The organism is Caulobacter sp. Root343 (genome assembly GCF_001425745.1).
GTDB lineage: Bacteria > Pseudomonadota > Alphaproteobacteria > Caulobacterales > Caulobacteraceae > Caulobacter.
This window is the reverse complement of sequence record NZ_LMDF01000002.1, coordinates 251907-269391: the sequence shown is the minus strand read 5'-3', so window position 1 is coordinate 269391 and position 17485 is coordinate 251907. Positions and strand designations below refer to the sequence as shown.

General features: G+C 66.9%; 13 protein-coding genes. 2 read left to right on the top strand and 11 right to left on the bottom strand.

The genetic code is table 11. The features are described from left to right. Window positions 1-91: 91 nt before the first annotated feature. From rpoC to ASC70_RS24315, 3 genes are all read right to left on the bottom strand, one after another. A complete protein-coding gene (gene rpoC / locus ASC70_RS03865) occupies window positions 92-4282 on the bottom strand; it encodes a DNA-directed RNA polymerase subunit beta' (protein ID WP_047403729.1) in 4191 nt (1396 codons plus the stop codon). Between the two features lie 184 nt (window positions 4283-4466). Beyond that, window positions 4467-8537: a DNA-directed RNA polymerase subunit beta gene (gene rpoB, locus ASC70_RS03860; protein WP_056046618.1), complete on the bottom strand. Its 4071-nt coding sequence runs from the start codon at window positions 8535-8537 to the stop codon at window positions 4467-4469. A 399-nt stretch (window positions 8538-8936) separates the two neighbouring features. Then, complete coding sequence (locus tag ASC70_RS24315) at window positions 8937-9098, bottom strand: hypothetical protein (protein ID WP_156396112.1); 162 nt, start codon at window positions 9096-9098, stop codon at window positions 8937-8939. A 149-nt stretch (window positions 9099-9247) separates the two neighbouring features. On the opposite strand from ASC70_RS24315, the gene ASC70_RS03855 reads away from it, so the two are divergent. Beyond that, on the top strand, window positions 9248-10087 hold the full coding sequence (locus ASC70_RS03855; protein ID WP_056046617.1) for a transglutaminase family protein: 840 nt from the start codon (window positions 9248-9250) through the stop codon (window positions 10085-10087). Here ASC70_RS03855 and ASC70_RS03850 read toward each other — a convergent pair. From ASC70_RS03850 to ASC70_RS03830, 5 genes are all read right to left on the bottom strand, one after another. Continuing rightward, the gene (locus ASC70_RS03850) at window positions 10056-11087 is read right to left on the bottom strand and encodes a YCF48-related protein (protein WP_056046656.1); all 1032 of its coding nucleotides are present in this window, start codon (window positions 11085-11087) and stop codon (window positions 10056-10058) included. The two genes, ASC70_RS03855 and ASC70_RS03850, sit on opposite strands and share 32 nt — an antisense overlap. 53 nt (window positions 11088-11140) lie before the next feature. After that, entirely contained in the window at window positions 11141-12058 is a 918-nt protein-coding gene (locus ASC70_RS03845; RefSeq protein ID WP_056046615.1) for an RDD family protein, read from the bottom strand. Between the two features lie 190 nt (window positions 12059-12248). Then, complete coding sequence (gene rplL, locus ASC70_RS03840; RefSeq protein ID WP_056046614.1) at window positions 12249-12629, bottom strand: 50S ribosomal protein L7/L12; 381 nt, start codon at window positions 12627-12629, stop codon at window positions 12249-12251. Window positions 12630-12673: 44 nt separating this feature from the next. Next, window positions 12674-13192, bottom strand: coding sequence for a 50S ribosomal protein L10 (gene rplJ / locus ASC70_RS03835; protein WP_047403719.1), 519 nt, complete (start codon window positions 13190-13192; stop codon window positions 12674-12676). Between the two features lie 505 nt (window positions 13193-13697). Then, on the bottom strand, window positions 13698-14099 hold the full coding sequence (locus ASC70_RS03830) for an SRPBCC family protein (RefSeq protein WP_056046612.1): 402 nt from the start codon (window positions 14097-14099) through the stop codon (window positions 13698-13700). A 133-nt stretch (window positions 14100-14232) separates the two neighbouring features. Between ASC70_RS03830 and ASC70_RS03825 the strand changes: the two genes are divergently transcribed. Beyond that, window positions 14233-15603, top strand: coding sequence for an HIT family protein (locus ASC70_RS03825; RefSeq protein ID WP_056046610.1), 1371 nt, complete (start codon window positions 14233-14235; stop codon window positions 15601-15603). A 25-nt stretch (window positions 15604-15628) separates the two neighbouring features. Here ASC70_RS03825 and ASC70_RS03820 read toward each other — a convergent pair whose 3' ends face one another. The 3 genes from ASC70_RS03820 to ASC70_RS03810 are packed head-to-tail and all read right to left on the bottom strand — an operon-like array spanning window position 15629 to window position 17482. Beyond that, window positions 15629-16858: a TIGR03862 family flavoprotein gene (locus ASC70_RS03820; RefSeq protein WP_056046608.1), complete on the bottom strand. Its 1230-nt coding sequence runs from the start codon at window positions 16856-16858 to the stop codon at window positions 15629-15631. After that, the gene (locus tag ASC70_RS03815) at window positions 16848-17243 is read right to left on the bottom strand and encodes a type II toxin-antitoxin system VapC family toxin (protein WP_056046606.1); all 396 of its coding nucleotides are present in this window, start codon (window positions 17241-17243) and stop codon (window positions 16848-16850) included. The genes ASC70_RS03820 and ASC70_RS03815 overlap by 11 nt, the downstream gene beginning before the upstream one ends. Further along, window positions 17243-17482 (bottom strand): type II toxin-antitoxin system VapB family antitoxin, encoded by a 240-nt coding sequence (locus ASC70_RS03810; RefSeq protein WP_047403711.1) that lies wholly within the window; start codon window positions 17480-17482, stop codon window positions 17243-17245. Before ASC70_RS03810 ends, ASC70_RS03815 begins: the two co-directional genes overlap by 1 nt. Window positions 17483-17485 lie beyond the last annotated feature (3 nt).

Genomic DNA, 17485 nt, shown 5'->3' with positions numbered 1-17485 from the left:
GAAAAAGGCCCGGGATCGCTCCCGGGCCTTTCCGTTAGTCACTCTTAGCTGAAGCCTATTCGGCGTCCGACTTCCTAAGTGTCTCGGACGCCTATTCGGCGTCCGAGAGCGCGATCTCGGCCGGCAGCGGCTCCATCGCTTCTTCGCGCTGCTGGGCCAGCTGCTCGTCGCGCTTGGCGGCGACGCGCTGCAGGCTGCGCAGGTAGGAACCCGTACCGGCGGGGATCAGACGGCCCACGATGACGTTTTCCTTCAGGCCTTCCAGGGTGTCGGTCTTGCCGTGCACCGAGGCTTCGGTCAGGACGCGCGTCGTTTCTTGGAACGAGGCGGCCGAGATGAAGCTCTTGGTCTGCAGCGAGGCCTTGGTGATGCCCAGCAGCACCGGCTGGGTCACAGCCGGACGACCGCCGCGAGCGACCGCCTTGTCCTGTTCCTTTTCGAACTCCGGCTTGTCCAGGTGGTCACCCTTGATCAGGCCGGTGTCGCCGGGCTCGAGGATCTCGACCTTCTGCAGCATCTGACGAACGATCGTCTCGATGTGCTTGTCGTTGATCGGCACGCCCTGCAGTCGATAGACCTCCTGGATCTCGTCGACGAGGAAGTTCGCCAGGGCCTCGACGCCCAGGATGCGCAGGATGTCGTGCGGATCCGGGTTGCCGTCGATGATGTACTCGCCCTTGGAGATGTAGTCCCCGTCGTGGACGGCGATGTGCTTGCCCTTCGGGATCAGGAACTCGACGGCCTCGGCTTGGTTGCCATCGGCGTCGACGTCCGGCGTGATCTTGATCCGGCGCTTGTTCTTGTAATCTTTGCCGAATTCGACACGGCCGTCCATTTCCGCGATGACCGCGCAGTCCTTCGGACGGCGGGCTTCGAAGAGTTCGGCGACGCGCGGCAGACCACCGGTGATGTCCCGGGTCTTGGCGCCTTCGGTCGGGATCCGCGCGATCACTTCACCCGGCTTCACCTCTTCGCCGTCGGCGACCGAGAGAATGGCGCCGGCCGACAAGAGGTAACGAGCCTCGCCGCCATTCGACAGGCGCTTGTACGAGCCGTCTTCCGACAGCACGCCCATGGCCGGACGCAGGTCCGAACCGCGGGCCGAGGTACGCCAGTCGGCGATGACGCGCTGGGCGATGCCGGTCGCTTCGTCGACTTCCTCGCGGACGGACAGGCCGTCGACTAGGTCCTCGGCGCGGATCTTGCCGGCCACTTCGGTGATGATCGGGGTGGTGTAGGGGTCCCAATCGCCGAGGCGCTGGCCGCGCTTGACCAGGTCGCCGTCCTTAACCCGCAGGCGGGCGCCGTACGGCGGCTTGTAGGTTTCGCGCTCCTTGCCGTCGACCAGCACGCTGACCGAGGTGTTGCGGCTCATGATGACCAGCGCGCCGTCGGCGCCAATGACGGTCGGGCCGATGACCCGGACCGTGCCTTCGTTGCTGGCCTCGAAGAACGACTGCTCGGCCACCTGGGCGGTGCCGCCGATGTGGAACGTCCGCATCGTCAGCTGGGTGCCCGGCTCACCGATCGACTGGGCGGCGATGACGCCGACCGCTTCGCCGATGTTCACCGGGGTGCCACGCGCCAGGTCGCGGCCATAGCAGGCGCCGCAGACGCCGACCTTGGCTTCGCAGGTCAGGACCGAGCGGACCTTCACCGACTGGACCACGGCCGCCTCGATGGTGTCGGCGATGTTCTCGTCGATATAGGTGTCGGCCGGAACGACCAGCTCGCCGGTGCTCGGATCCTTGACGTCCTCGGCCGTGAAGCGGCCCAGGACGCGGGTGCCCAGCGAGACCAGCACGTCGCCGCCCTCGACGACGGCGCGCAGGGTGATGCCCCGCGTGGTGCCGCAGTCTTCCTCGACGATGATGCAGTCCTGCGCGACGTCGACCAGACGACGGGTCAGGTAACCCGAGTTGGCCGTCTTCAGCGCGGTGTCGGCCAGGCCCTTACGGGCGCCGTGGGTGGAGTTGAAGTACTCCTGAACGGTCAGGCCTTCCTTGAAGTTCGAGACGATCGGGGTCTCGATGATCTCGCCGGAGGGCTTGGCCATCAGGCCGCGCATGCCGCCCAGCTGCTTCATCTGGGCTTGCGAACCCCGGGCGCCGGAGTGGGCCATCATGTAGATGGCGTTGATTTCCTTTTCGCGACCGTTCTCGTCGCGATGCTTCATCTGAAGCTCGGCCATCATCTCGTCGGCGACGCGGTCGGTGGCCTTGGCCCACGCGTCAACGACCTTGTTGTACTTCTCGCCCTTGGTGATCAGGCCGTCGGCGTACTGTTGCTCGTACTCCTCGGCCAGCTTGCGGGTCTCTTCCACGATCGCGGTCTTGCGGACCGGGATGATGATGTCGTCCTTGCCGAACGAGATGCCCGCCTTGGCGGCTTCCTTGAAGCCCAGGCCCATGACCTGGTCGGCGAAGATGACCGTCGCCTTCTGACCGCAGTGGCGGTAGACGATGTCGATCAGATTGCCGATTTCCTTCTTGGTCAGCGCCTTCTCGATCAGCCGGTGGCCGATCTGCGGGTGACGCGGCAGCAGGGCGGCGATCTTCATCCGGCCCGGCGTGGTGTCGATCACGCGGCGACGCGCCACGCCATCGGCGTCCACTTCCGTGAAGCGCGACTTGATCCGGGCGTGCAGCGACACGACGCCGGCGTCCATGGCGGCTTCGATCTCGCCGAGGTCGGCGAAGATCTTGCCTTCGCCCGGCTCACCGTCGCGAGCGACCGACAGGTAGTACAGGCCCAGGACGATGTCCTGCGACGGCACGATGATCGGGCGACCGTTGGCGGGCGACAGGATGTTGTTGGTCGACATCATCAGGACGCGCGCTTCCAGCTGAGCTTCCAGGCTCAGCGGGACGTGCACGGCCATCTGGTCGCCGTCGAAGTCGGCGTTGAACGCGGCGCAGACCAGCGGGTGCAGCTGGATGGCCTTGCCCTCGATCAGCTTCGGCTCGAACGCCTGGATGCCCAGACGGTGAAGCGTCGGCGCGCGGTTCAGCAGCACCGGGTGCTCGCGGATAACCTCTTCGAGGATGTCCCACACCTGCGGCTGCTCGCGCTCGACCATGCGCTTGGACTGCTTGACGGTGCCCGACAGGCCCTTGGCGTCCAGACGCGCGTAGATGAACGGCTTGAACAGCTCCAGCGCCATCTTCTTGGGCAGGCCGCACTCGTGCAGCTTCAGCTCGGGGCCGACCACGATGACCGAACGGCCCGAATAGTCGACGCGCTTGCCCAGCAGGTTCTGGCGGAAGCGGCCTTGCTTGCCCTTCAGCATGTCGGCCAGCGACTTCAGCGGACGCTTGTTGGCGCCGGTGATGACGCGACCACGACGGCCGTTGTCGAACAGGGCGTCGACCGACTCCTGCAGCATCCGCTTTTCGTTGCGGATGATGATGTCGGGGGCTCGCAGCTCGATCAGGCGCTTCAGGCGGTTGTTACGGTTGATGACCCGGCGATACAGGTCGTTCAGGTCCGAGGTCGCGAAGCGGCCGCCGTCCAGCGGCACCAGCGGACGCAGTTCCGGCGGGATGACCGGGACGACCGTCAGCACCATCCACTCCGGACGGTTGCCCGATTCCTGGAAGGCTTCCAGGATCTTCAGGCGCTTCGAAAACTTCTTCTGCTTCATGTCCGACGGGTTGCCCGCCAGCTCTTCGCGCAGCTTCTCGGCCTCTTTCTCGAGGTCGATCGCCTTGAGCAGGTTCTGGACCGCTTCAGCGCCGATCTCGGCGGTGAAGCTGTCGTCGCCGTACTCTTCCTGGGCGCGCATGTAGTCGTCTTCCGACAGCAGTTGGTGCTGCTTCAGCGGGGTCAGGCCCGGCTCGGTGACGATGTAGTATTCAAAGTACAGGACGCGCTCGATGTCCTTCAGCGGCATGTCCAGCATCATGGCGATGCGCGAGGGCAGCGACTTCAGGAACCAGATGTGGGCGACCGGCGAGGCCAGCTCGATGTGGCCCATGCGCTCGCGACGGACGCGGGCCAGGGTGACTTCGACGCCGCACTTTTCGCAGATGATGCCCTTGTACTTCATGCGCTTGTACTTGCCGCACAGGCATTCGTAGTCCTTGGTCGGGCCAAAGATACGGGCGCAGAACAGGCCGTCACGCTCGGGCTTGAACGTGCGGTAGTTGATGGTCTCGGGCTTCTTGATCTCGCCGAACGACCACGAACGGATCTTTTCCGGCGAGGCCAGCGAGATACGGATCTGGTCGAAGGTCGGAGCGGCCTGGACCGGATTGAAGATGTTCAGGACTTCCTGGTTCATCTTGATTCCTTCTGCGGGGACTTCCCGCGAAAATTTCGTTCTGTGCGCTTCCTCCCCCTTCGTGGGGGAGGTGGCGGCGAAGCCGACGGAGGGGGCTTGAGGCCTAAACCGGCGGGGCGGGTGAAACCCCCTCCGGCCCTCCGGGCCACCTCCCCCATGAAGGGGGAGGAAGCCCCTAATCGACTCAGCTGTTCTCCAGCTCGACGTTCAGGCCGAGCGAGCGCATTTCCTTGACCAGCACGTTGAAGCTTTCCGGGATACCGGCTTCGAACGTGTCGTCGCCGCGGACGATCGACTCGTAGACCTTGGTCCGGCCGGCCACGTCGTCGGACTTCACCGTCAGCATTTCCTGCAGGGTGTAGGCCGCGCCGTAGGCTTCCAGAGCCCACACTTCCATTTCCCCGAAGCGCTGACCGCCGAACTGGGCCTTACCACCCAGCGGCTGTTGCGTGACCAGCGAGTACGGGCCGATCGAACGGGCGTGGATCTTGTCGTCGACCAGGTGGTGCAGCTTCAGCATGTAGATGTAGCCGACCGTGACCGGACGCTTGAACTGCTCGCCGGTCAGACCGTCGAACAGGATCGACTGACCCGACTTGTTGACGCCGGCCATTTCGAGGTGACCCTCGATGTCGTCCATGCGCGCGCCGTCGAACACCGGCGTGGCGATCGGAACGCCCTTGCCGAGGTTACGCGCCAGCTCGACCAGACCCTCTTCGGTGTCCGGCAGTTCTTCGTCCAGGCCGTAGATGTCGCGCAGGCGCGTCACCAGGGCGTCCTTCTGGCCACCGTGTTGCCAGTCTTCCAGCAGGTTGGTGATCTGCTTGCCGAGGTTGGCGCAGGCCCAGCCGAGGTGGGTCTCGAAGATCTGACCGACGTTCATGCGCGACGGCACGCCCAGCGGGTTCAGAACGACGTCGACGTGCGTCCCGTCGGCGAGGAACGGCATGTCCTCGATCGGCAGGATGCGCGAGATGACGCCCTTGTTGCCGTGACGGCCGGCCATCTTGTCGCCCGGCTGAAGCTTGCGCTTCACGGCCACGAAGACCTTGACCATCTTCATGACGCCCGGAGGCAGTTCGTCGCCGCGCTGCAGCTTGTCGACCTTGTCTTCGAAACGACGGTCGAGGCGCTTGCGGTTCTCGTCGAACAGGCGGCGCAGCGACTCGAGTTCGCCCATCGCCTTTTCGTCTTCCAGGGCGATCTGCCACCACATGCCCGAGGCGACCTGCGACAGGCCCTCGACGGTGATCTCGCCGCGCGACAGGCCCTTGGGGCCCGACAGCGCGACCTTGCCGATCAGCAGTTCCTTCAGACGGCCCGAGATGTTGCGGTTCAGGATCGCGAACTCGTCGTCGCGGTCCTTGCCCAGACGGTCGATTTCGGCGCGTTCGATGGCCAGGGCGCGTTCGTCCTTGTCGACGCCGTGACGGTTGAACACGCGCACGTCGACGATCGTGCCGGCGACGCCCGGGGGCAGGCGCAGGCTGGTGTCGCGGACGTCCGAGGCCTTTTCACCGAAGATGGCGCGCAGCAGCTTTTCTTCCGGCGTCATCGGGCTTTCGCCCTTCGGCGTGACCTTGCCGACCAGGATGTCGCCCGGCTGGACCTCGGCGCCGATCGCCACGATGCCGGCTTCGTCGAGGTTGCGCAGGGCTTCCTCGCCGACGTTCGGGATGTCGCGGGTGATTTCTTCCGGGCCGAGCTTCGTGTCGCGGGCCATGACTTCGAATTCCTCGATGTGGATCGAGGTGAAGACGTCGTCGCGGACGATGCGCTCGGAGATCAGGATCGAGTCTTCGAAGTTGTAGCCGTTCCAGGGCATGAACGCGACGAGCGCGTTGCGGCCCAGGGCCAGTTCGCCCAGCTCGGTCGACGGGCCGTCGGCGATGATGTCGCCGGCGACGATCCGGTCGCCCACCTTCACCAGCGGGCGCTGGTTGATGCAGGTCGACTGGTTTGAACGCTGGAACTTCGACATCCGGTAGATGTCGACGCCCGAGCGCGCGGCGTCGGTTTCTTCCGTGGCGCGGATGACGATCCGGGTGCCGTCGATCTGCTCGACGACGCCGGTGCGCTTGGCGATCACGACCGCGCCCGAGTCACGGGCGACGACGGCTTCCATGCCGGTGCCGACCAGCGGCGCGTCGGACTGCACCAGCGGCACGGCCTGACGTTGCATGTTCGAGCCCATGAGGGCGCGGTTGGCGTCATCGTTTTCGAGGAACGGGATCAGGGCGGCGGCCACCGACACGACTTGGCGCGGCGACACGTCCATCAGGTCGACCATCTCCTTTTGCAGGAGGGTCGGTTCGCCGTTGATGCGGCCCGGGACCAGGTCGTCGACGATCTCGCCGTTCAACACCGCGATGTTGGACTGGGCGATGACGTGCTTGGATTCCTCCATCGCCGACATGTAGACGACTTCGTCCTGCGGCTTGCCGTCCTTCACGCGACGGTACGGGCTCTCGATGAAGCCGTACTTGTTGACGCGGGCGTGGGTGGCCAGCGAGTTGATCAGACCGATGTTCGGGCCTTCCGGCGTTTCGATCGGGCAGATCCGGCCGTAGTGGGTCGGGTGAACGTCGCGGACTTCGAAGCCGGCGCGTTCGCGGGTCAGACCACCCGGGCCGAGGGCCGAGAGACGACGCTTGTGGGTGATTTCCGACAGCGGGTTCGTCTGGTCCATGAACTGCGACAGCTGCGAGGAGCCGAAGAATTCACGGACGGCGGCGGCGGCCGGCTTGGCGTTGATCAGGTCGTGCGGCATGACCGTGTCGATATCGACCGAGCTCATGCGTTCCTTGATCGCGCGTTCCATGCGCAGCAGGCCGACGCGGTACTGGTTTTCCAGCAGCTCGCCCACCGAGCGGACGCGACGGTTGCCCAGGTTGTCGATGTCGTCGATTTCGCCGCGGCCGTCGCGCAGGCCCACCAGGACCTTCAGCACGGCCAGGACGTCGTCCTTGCGCAGGATACGGACCTCGTCCGACACCTCTTGCTCGAGACGCATGTTCATCTTCACGCGGCCCACCGACGACAGGTCGTAGCGCTCGGCGTCGAAGAACAGCGACTTGAACATGGCCTCGGCGGCTTCCACCGTCGGCGGCTCGCCCGGACGCATGACGCGATAGATGTCGAACAGCGCGTCCTCGCGGACGGCGTTCTTGTCCACGCGCAGGGTGTTGCGCATGTAGGCGCCGACCGTGACGTGGTCGATGTCCAGCACGTCGATGGTGCTGAAGCCTTGGTCGGCCAGGGCCTGGATCGCCGGAACGTCCAGCTCGTCGCCGGCTTCCGAATAGATCTCGCCGGTCTGGAAGTTGACGGCGTCGCGGGCCAGGTAGCGGCCGGTCAGGGCTTCCGGCGCCAGCAGCAGGGTCTTCAGACCCGCGTCGGCGAACTTCTTGGCCTGGCGAGCGGTGATCTTGGTGCCGGCCGGGGCGATTTCCTCACCGGTGTCGGCGTCGACCAGCGGGAACTCCGGCTTCACGCCGCGCCAACGCTCGGGCTTGTACGGGGTGGCCCAGCCGCCTTCGCGCTTCTCGAACGGGACGACGTCGTAGAACGTGGTCAGGATCTCTTCGCCGTCCATGCCCAGGGCATAGAGGAAGGTCGTGGCCGGCAGCTTGCGGCGACGGTCGATGCGGACGTAGACGATGTCCTTGGCGTCGAACTCGAAGTCCAGCCACGAACCGCGGTACGGGATCACGCGGGCGGCGAACAGCAGCTTGCCCGACGCGTGGGTCTTGCCCTTGTCGTGGTCGAAGAACACGCCCGGCGAGCGGTGCATCTGCGAGACGATGACGCGCTCGGTGCCGTTGACGATGAAGGTGCCCTTGTCCGTCATGAGCGGGATGTCGCCCATGTAGACGTCCTGCTCCTTGATGTCCTTGACCGAGCGGGCGCCGGTTTCTTCTTCCGTTTCGAACACGATCAGGCGCAGCTTGACCTTCAGCGGCGCCGCGAAGGTCATGTCGCGCTGGATGCATTCCTCGACGTCGTACTTGGGCTCTTCGAACTCGTACGAGACGTATTCGAGCACGGCGCGTTCATTGAAGTCCTTGATCGGGAACACCGACTTGAAGACCGCCTCGACGCCCTCGTCGCGGCGTTGGCCCGGACGGACCTCGCGCTGCAGGAACTGTTCGTAGGAAGAGCGCTGAACCTCGATCAGGTTCGGCATCTGCACAGCTTCGGGGATGCGGCCGAACGACTTCCGGATCCGCTTCTTGCCGGTGAAGGATTGCGCCATGTTTTTTCCCTGGGCGCGGATAGAGTCCGCGCGTGAATTCGGTTGTCCTTAGCGTCCACCCTCGCTGCTCCCCCAATTGGAGAGCCGCGGACGCTGGAATTCCCCTGTTAGGCGACCGGGACCGGAAGCCTGACGGGCGCCCCTTCGCGCGGATCGGAGGGCGGCTGATCGCGCCTCGGGGCGTATACGGACGTGCGCAGGCACTCCGCCGAATGTCTTCGTGAACGCGGGGATATAGGGGAACCCCGCGCGGAAGGAAAGGGGAATTCGTAAGAGAGGGTAAATACCGCGAAAACTGTCATCCCGGGCGAAGCACGGCGAAGACCCGGGACCGCGACAGGCTCGGAGCTTGCGGCGGTCCCGGCTCGGCGCGTTGCGCGCTTGTCCGGGATGACAGGATTAATCGGCCTTCCGCACCAGCTTCATCACCAGCGACACGCCCAGGGCGATCAGGCAGACGAAGAAGGCGGCCTTGGTGATCGCGCCGGCGACGTTCACGACGAAGCCGAGCACGCCGAACAGGATCATCAGGACAAGCAGGACGGCGGCGATTTTCAGCATGGGCGGGTCCCTTGCCTTGTTGAGCGGCCTTGCGGGCTGGAGCTTAGCGCGCGACGGTCCGGGTCGTTCCCGGGAACCCTTTCCCGCGCCGTGCCTTATGCGGGCCGGACCGCGCCGCCGCCAGGGCGTCGGGGACGCGGAGCTTTGCCGTGCGCTTCACGATCGACTGCCGGCTTCGCTACGAGGTCCGCACCCCCACCAGCTTCGTCCTGGCCATACAGGCCGCCGACGGCGCCGAGCAGTCGGTGCTCGACGAGACGATCACCCTGCCGCCGGGACTGGAGGCGGAGTTCTTCGTCGATCGCTTCGCCGGCAATCGCTTCGTGCGCTTCCTGGCCCAGCCTGGCCGGCTGGAGCTGGGCTACGCGGCGACCGTGCTGAGCCTGTCCCAGGTCGATCACCAGTCCGGCCTGAACGCGGCCAGCGTCAACGCCCTGCCGCTCGACGTGCTGCCCTATCTGAACCCCAGCCGCTATTGTCCGTCGGACAAGCTGGCGGCGTTCGCCACCGATTCGTTCGGCGCCCTGACCTCGGGCCTGGCCCAGGCCCAGGCGATCGCCGACTGGATCAGCGGCCACGTCACCTATGAAGCCGGCGCCACGACCGGGACGACCTGGGCCATCGACACCCTGGTCGAACGGCGCGGCGTCTGCCGTGACTACGCCCATCTGGGCGTCGCCCTGTGCCGCGCGCTGGACCTGCCGGCCCGGTTCGTCTCCTGCTACGCGTGGCGGCTGGACCCGCCGGACTTCCACGCGGTGTTCCAGGTCTATCTGGACGGGCGCTGGCGCACCTTCGACGCCACGCGCCTGGCGCCGCTGTCGGGTCTGATCCCGATCGCCTTTGGCCGCGACGCCGCCGACGTACCGTTCGCCAGCTTCTTCGGCGAGGCCGATTTCGAGGAGAAGCACATCGAGGTCCGGCGGCTCGACGAGCCCTTGGCCGGGGCGGCCGCGCCTAGACGGACCACAGACCAATCGAACCCCTAGGCCCCGCTAGTACGGCCTTGCGCGGGCCCGTCAGGCGGACGGTGTTGAACGGCGCGGCCGAGACCCGCTGGAACGGGCCGCCGTCGCGGCTGACGATCGTGCCGGCCAGCCCCGTGGCCATCACCGTCGATCCCGAGACCGAGATGCTGGACAGGTAGCCGGGCGGCGCGGCCACCGGCTCGAAGGTCACCCGGCCAGGATCCAGCCGCGCCAAGGTCACGCCCTCGGCCTTGGGGTTCTTATAGTCGCCGCCGCAGACCCACAGCTCACCGTGCTTGCCGTACGCCACGGCGAAGGCGCCGCGCGAGGGGGCGTCGCCGGCGATCGGCGTGTCCGTCGGCACGAAGATCCCGCCGCCGCCGCGCGACACATAGACCCGCGCCCGCCCGCCGCCGCCGGTGCAGAACGCCACCTCGGCGCGACGGCCCAGGGCGACGCAGCCGTTGCTGGCCGCGAAGGCGCCCTCCCCCGCCACGGCCAGCGGCACGCCCCGATCCGGCAGCCGCGCCCAGGTCTCGCCGCCGTCATCCGTGTAGAGCACCGTGAACCGGCCCTGGGTCGGGTCTCCCAGGATATAGCCGCGCTTGCCATCGACGAAGGCGATCGAGTCCCAGAAGCCGGCCGGGTCGTGGTTGGCCGCCAGGCGCTTCCAGGTCTTGCCGCCGTCCTTGGTGCGCCACAGCTGCGAGGCCTCGCCGGGACCCGCGCTCATGGCCAGCACATGATCGTCGTCGAAGGCGTGCAGGCCCCGGAAGTCCAGCGCCTCGGCGCCGATGATCCGCATCGGCTCCTGCCGCTCGTCGTGTCCGCGAACCAGCCAGCCCTTGGAGCCCGACGCCCAATAGGTCTTGCCGCCGGTCGGCGACAGGCCGCGCAGCTCGCTGTCGGCGGCCGAGGCGGGGATGCGAAGGCCGCCCAGGCCATCGGCGGCGAAGGCGGGGCCGGCGGCCAGGGTCGCGGCGACGGCGATCAGGTCGCGGCGCGAGGGTTGCGAAGTCATGGTCACGGCCCCTTTGGACAAGGCGCCAGCTTAGGAAGCCTCGGCGGTCGGGTTCAAGCGCCGGGTTTGCTCGGCATCGCCAGCCAGACGCGAAGGGCGATCAGCAGGACCAGCCCGATCAGCATCAACAGGATCTGCCAGGCGCCGGTCGGCCGATGCAGGGCCACGCGTCGCCGTGGCTTGTCCCAGGGCGCATGGCCGTCGTCGTTGAGCCACGAGAAGCCGGCGAACAAGGTGAACAGCGTGACGAGGGGAATACCCATGGCCAGGCCTTGGAACCACACCCGGATCTCGCGCCAGAGGGCGGCCATGACCCCGATCGGTCGGCCGTCGGGCCGCACGATCTTGATCCCGAACAGCCACTTGCCCGGCGTTCCACCGGTCAAACCCAGCAGCAGGGCGTTGCCGGGAATGACCAGCAGCAGGGTCAACATCAGGTCGGCGACCTTGCCCACCGGGCCGGAGGTCAGAAACGCCGAGAAGCGGTTCGTTTCCTCGGGCGCGACGACGGCGCCGACCACACCGAGCATGAGACCCATCACCGAGCCCATCACCGCGAGGTCCAGCATCCGCGCCCAATAGCGGCGCCAGGGATGCGGCTTGCGATCGATCCAGGCGCCTTTGGTCGCGAGCGGGAGGGGCGCATGAGGCAGGGCGAAGGGCGGCGCCGCCTCGATGAACGGACGGGGCGCGGACTGGACCGGCGGGTCCCAGGGCGCCGGCGCCGGTAGGGCCGGTGGCGGCGCGGACGGCGGACGCTGCGGCGCCGGAAGCGGGGTCGAAGACCAGGTCGCGAACGGAACCAGTTCGGGCAGCCAGTGCGCCAGCGGCGCCCAGCTCACGCCCTCGATCGGGCTGACCACGGTGTCGCCGCCGATCATTCGCTCGCGCAGCAGAAGGGCCAGCTCCTCGGTCGACACCGGTCCGGCCTGGCCATGCGGCCCGGCGTAGCTCCAATACCGTGTCGACATTCACGCGACCCCCAGCCCCGCCACGACCTCTACGCGACCGGCCGGAGGGGCCGCAACCAGGGCTCATCTCCTGGGGGAGCGGGTTCTTACGCCAGGCGAACCGCCCAAAGAAAACGGGCCCGGAGGTTTCCCCCGGGCCCGTTCGGCAGTTCCAAAAAGGAACCCAGTCCCCACGAACGTGGGGAGCGGATTACTTAATGGTGACCTTGGCGCCGGCTTCGGTCAGCTTCTTGGCGACTTCGTCGGCTTGTTGCTTCGAGACGTTTTCGACGACGTTCTGCGGAGCGCCTTCGACCAGGTCCTTGGCTTCCTTCAGGCCGAGGTCCGGACGGACGCCGCGGACTTCCTTGATCACGTTGATCTTCTTGTCGCCACCGTCCGTCAGGACGACGGTGAATTCGGTTTGCTCTTCAGCGGCTTCAACCGGAGCAGCAGCGCCGCCAGCGGCGGCGACGGCGACCGGAGCGGCGGCCGAGACGCCCCACTTTTCTTCCAGCAGCTTCGAGAGTTCGGCGGCTTCGAGCACCGACAGGGTGGACAGTTCTTCAACCAGCTTATCGAGCTTGGACATGTGTCAGTTCCTTAGAGAGATTGGGATAGATGCGGGGATGACCGTTACGCGGCGTCTTTCGTCGCGTAGGCGTTGAAAACGCGAGCCAGCTGGGCAGCCGGGGCCTGCAGGACGCCAGCGATCTTGGTCGCCGGAGCCTGGATGAGGCCGATAAGCTTGCCACGCAGTTCGTCCAGCGACGGCAGGGTCGCCAGAGCACGCACGCCGGCTTCGTCGAGCACGTTGGTCTGGTCCAGAACGCCACCGACAATCTTGAGCTTGTCGTTTTCTTTGGCGTACTGCACCGCGATCTTCGCGGCCGAGACGGCGTCCGGGCCGTAGGCGATGGCGACAGGACCGGTGAACAGGGCGGAGCCCGTATCACCAAGTTTGCCGTCCAGAGCCTTGAGGGCCAGGGTGTTCTTCACAACCTTGATCGCGGCGCCTTCCTTGCGGAGGCGAAGACGAAGGTCGGTCATTTCCGCAACGGTCAGACCCATATAGTGGGTCACGACGACAGCGCCGGCGTCGGTGAACACGCTTTTCAGCGATTCAATCGACTCCTGCTTTTGAGCGCGGTCCATTGCGGTCTCCTACTCAATTACAGCGGCCGGACCATTCCGGCAGCCAAATGCGGTTCACACGCGGGATCGCTCCCGCAAGCGAGCTGCATCAGCCTGTTCCAAGGAAAGTCGGCCGCGTGTCTGTCCCGGACAGAAGTCCATGGGCAGGAGAGCGTCGGCGTCTCTATCCCTGTCTCCCGACGGCGAGGAAGGGCTCTTCCTCGATTACGGCGTTGGTGACCCCACGCCCCGTAGTTCTCAAACAGGATCGCCGCCGGACCGGAGTCCAACGGAGAAGGCGCGGCGTATAGACGAAGTTCGGGGGGATTTCAACACCATGTTGATGGCGCACGACTTGGTTGAATCCAATCGTGCTCCCTTTCCCCGATCTCCCCGGCGAAAGCCGGGGCCCAGATCGAACCCACGAGCGCTCGCGGCTTCACCCGAGACCGCGGGCGCATGATCCAAACCGCTCAGGATGAATCTGGACCCCGGCTTTCGCCGGGGAGGTCGGGTTTTAGGAGGACTATTGTTCCTCCAGCCGCGTCTTCATCGCCGCCAGGCCCATCTCCATCATCGGCCCCACGGTCTGCGCCGCCGCGTGCGGCAGGACGTCGGCGGTCCATGCCGCTCGCGTTCGCCCTTCGCCGGCGTCCTCGACCTGCATGACGCCGTTGTGGTGCGTGAGCCGCTCGCTCTGAGCCGTCCAGACCAGGCGCCGGCGCGCGTCGTCGCTGTCGACGATCACCTCCTTGACCACCATGCCGTTGCCGAAGGTCACCATGCGAGCCGCACCGTCGTCGACCAGCTTTGTATCGACCACGAAGCCCGGGCACAGGCGCTCGTGGATCTTGCCGACGTCGCGGACGGCGTCCCACACCGCCTCGGGCGCGGCGTTGATCAGGATGTCCTTGTGGATCGAAGCCATGGCGGCCTCCGTTGCCTTTGATGCCCCCAGCCGTAGCAACGCCGCATCCGCCGATTGGCAGCAGCGCGCCGGCCCTTCCCTCGGCCTCGGCTTTCTGGATTATCGACGGCGATCAAACGGGGACGGGCGTCACATGACTCGCAAGCTTATCGCCGGGGGCCGCGCCCTGTTTCTGGGGGCCCTACTGCTGGGCGCGGCCATCGCCGCTCCCGCTCTGGCCGAGCTGAAGGCGCCGCCGATCCCCAAGGCCGTGGTCGCCGACCCGTCGCGCGACAAGGACCATCCGGCCGACATGGCCGCCTTCCAGGTCGAGATCGCCGGGTCGAAGATCAACGCCCTGATCTACCTGGCCTCCGGCGACCAGCCGCACCCGACGATGCTGTTCCTGCACGGCTTCCCCGGCAACGAGACCAACATCGACCTTCTGCAGGCCGTGCGCCGGGCCGGCTGGAACGCCATGCGGATCAACTATCGCGGCTCGTGGGGCAGCCAGGGGCCGTTCAGCTTCGCCGGGGCCCGGGCCGACGGCGAGGCGGCCGTGGCCTTCCTGCTGGATCCGGCCAACGCCGCCAAATACCGCGTCGATCCCGCGCGGATCGTCGTGGCCGGCCACAGCATGGGCGGCTTCATGGCCGCCGACGCCGTCGCCGCCGAGCCGCGCGTGGCCGGGGCGGTGCTGATCGACGCCTGGGACATCGGCAAGGAGAAGGCCGGGATCACCAGCGACCAGGCCCGCAAGGCCGCCATCGAGGGCATGCGCCCCGACACCGCGCCCCTGGCCGCGACGCCGCAAGCCCTAGTCGCCGAGATCGAACGCGACGCCGATACGCTAGACCTGGAAAAGCTTAGCGCCAGGATCGCCGACCGGCCTGTGCTGATGATCGGAGCCGAGTTCGCCGGCGCGCCCACCACCCGCAAGCTGGCCGCCGCCGCCCGCGCGGCCGGGGCTAAAGCACTGACCGAGACCTACATGGCCACCGATCACAGCTTCTCGGATGCGCGCATCGCGCTCGAGAGCGAAGTGATCCGCTGGCTGGCCCGGTTCGAGCCGAACAGTGCGGCCACCACGCCCTTTCCGCCACTGAAGGGCGCCTATGACCCGAACAACGTCTTCGCCCGGATCATCCGCGGCGAGTTGCCCAGCTACAAGGTCTATGAGGACGCCGACGTCCTGGCCTTCATGGACCGCGCCCCGCTGGAGGCCGGCCACGTGCTGGTGATCTCCAAGACCTCCAAGGCCCGCAACCTCCTGGAGATTGATCCCAAGGACCTGGCCAAGGTCATGGCCGTGGCCCAGAAGGTCGGCCAGGCCCAGGTCGACGCCCTGGGACTGGAGGGCTTCATGGTCCTGCAGAACAACGGCGTCGGCCAGAGCATGCCGCACCTGCACGTCCACGTGATCCCCCGCATCGCCGGCAAGCCGGTCTATCTGGCCGAAAACGCGCCGGCCGATCCGAAGGACCTTGAGGCCGTGGCGGCGCGGATTCGGGCGGCGATGAAGTAGGAGGACGGCGCGAAAATCCCTCTTTCTAAGAGAGAGGGATTTCGTGCTCCAGCCGCTCCAAAGCCACCTTCCCCGCCGCGACGCCGGTCGCGAAACAGGCCTGCAGCAGGTAGCCGCCGGTCGGGGCCTCCCAGTCCAGCATCTCACCGGCCAGGATCACGTCAGGGCGGCCCTTCAGGGTAAGACCGTCCAAGCTCTCGAACGTCACGCCGCCCGCCGCCGAAATGGCCCGCTCCAGGGGCTGAACCCCGGTCAGGACGATCGGCGCGGCCTTGATCGCCGCCGCCAGGACCGCCGGCTCGGAAGGCAGGTCCAGGCCGTGGGCCTCGCGCAGCAGATTGATCTCGACCGGCGACAGCTTGACCGCCTTGCGCAGGAAGTTGGCCAAGCTCTGGCCGCCACGCGGACCGCGCAGGCGGCGCTCCAGAACCTCGACAGGAAGGTCCGGCCGCAGGTCGATCATCAGCGTCGCCCGCCCCTCCGCCTCGACCGCGTCGCGCAGGGAGGCCGCCAGGGCGTAGACCGCCCCGCCCTCCAGGCCATAGCCGGCGACCATGGCGTCGCCGCGCGCGACCCGCTCGCCGTGACGCAGGGCCAGGTTCTTCAGCGGCTCGCCGGCGAAGCGCTCGCGGAACAGGTCCCTCCAAGCGACGTCGAAGCCACAGTTGGCGGCGCGGAACGGGGCGACGGCGCCCCCCTCGCCTTCCAGGGTCGGAACCCAGGCCGCGTCCGAGCCCAGCTTGGCCCAGCTGGCCCCGCCCAGGGCCAGAACCACCGCCCGGGCGCGCACGACCTCGCCGTTGATCAGGAGGCCGCCATCGGGGCCCCAGCCCATCCACTCGGCCCGCGTACGCAGCTGGACGCCCAGCCCCTCCAGCCGCGCCAGCCAGGCCCGCAGCAGCGGCGAGGCCTTCATCGCCTTGGGAAACACCCGCCCGCTGGCCCCGACGAAGGTCGGCTGGCCCAGGCCCTCGGCCCAGGCGACCAGATCCTTCGGGGGGAACGCCGCCAGCATCGGCGCCAGCGCGCCAGCCCGCGCGCCATAACGCCCGACGAACCGCTCGAAATCTTCAGAATGGGTGAGGTTCAAGCCCCCGCGTCCCGCCATCAGGAACTTGCGCCCGAAGGTCGGCATCTTCTCGAACACAGCCACGGACTTGCCGGCGCGCGCCACCGTCTCGGCCGCCATCAGCCCGGCGGGCCCGCCGCCGACCACGGCGACGTCGAAGGCGTGGTCGGTCACGTCAGGCCGCATCGATGTCGGTCATGACGAAATGCTCGCCTTTGTAGAGCAACGGCACGCCGTGAACCTTCGCACAGGCATAGGCAAAGCAGTCGCCCATGTTCAGCCTGGCGGGATGAACGCCCTTGCCGAAGCGGACATGGGCTTCGAGGGCGACGACTTGCTCGGCCTCGCCTATCGGCAGAACCCGCGTCTTGGCCATGGCCTGCAATACCTTGAGCCGCCGCGCGACCGCCGGCATGTCGCCCGTCGCTTCTCGGGTCACGGCTCGCACGGTTTCCCAATTGGCGATCGCCGACGTCGTGACATCGACCGCGTCGAGCAGTTTCACGCGAAAGACTTCCGCCTCTGGTTCTTCCAGCAGCATGGCCGTCCAGGCCGAGGCGTCGACGAACATCAGTCTTCGTACATTTCGTCGAAGAACGCCTTGTCGGCTTTCAGGCCTGTGCGTGGCCAGCTGGCGACTTCCGCGCAGATCGCCCGCATCGCGGCCAGCTTCTCTTCTCGCGCTCTCTCGCGAGCGGCCAGAGCCTCGGAAGCGGCCAGCTTCACGGCCTCGGTAATACCGAGCTTGGTCTTTTCAGCCAGCTCGCGAACCAAGGCGTCGGTCTCGGGGTCTCGGACGTGGAAGGCCATGGA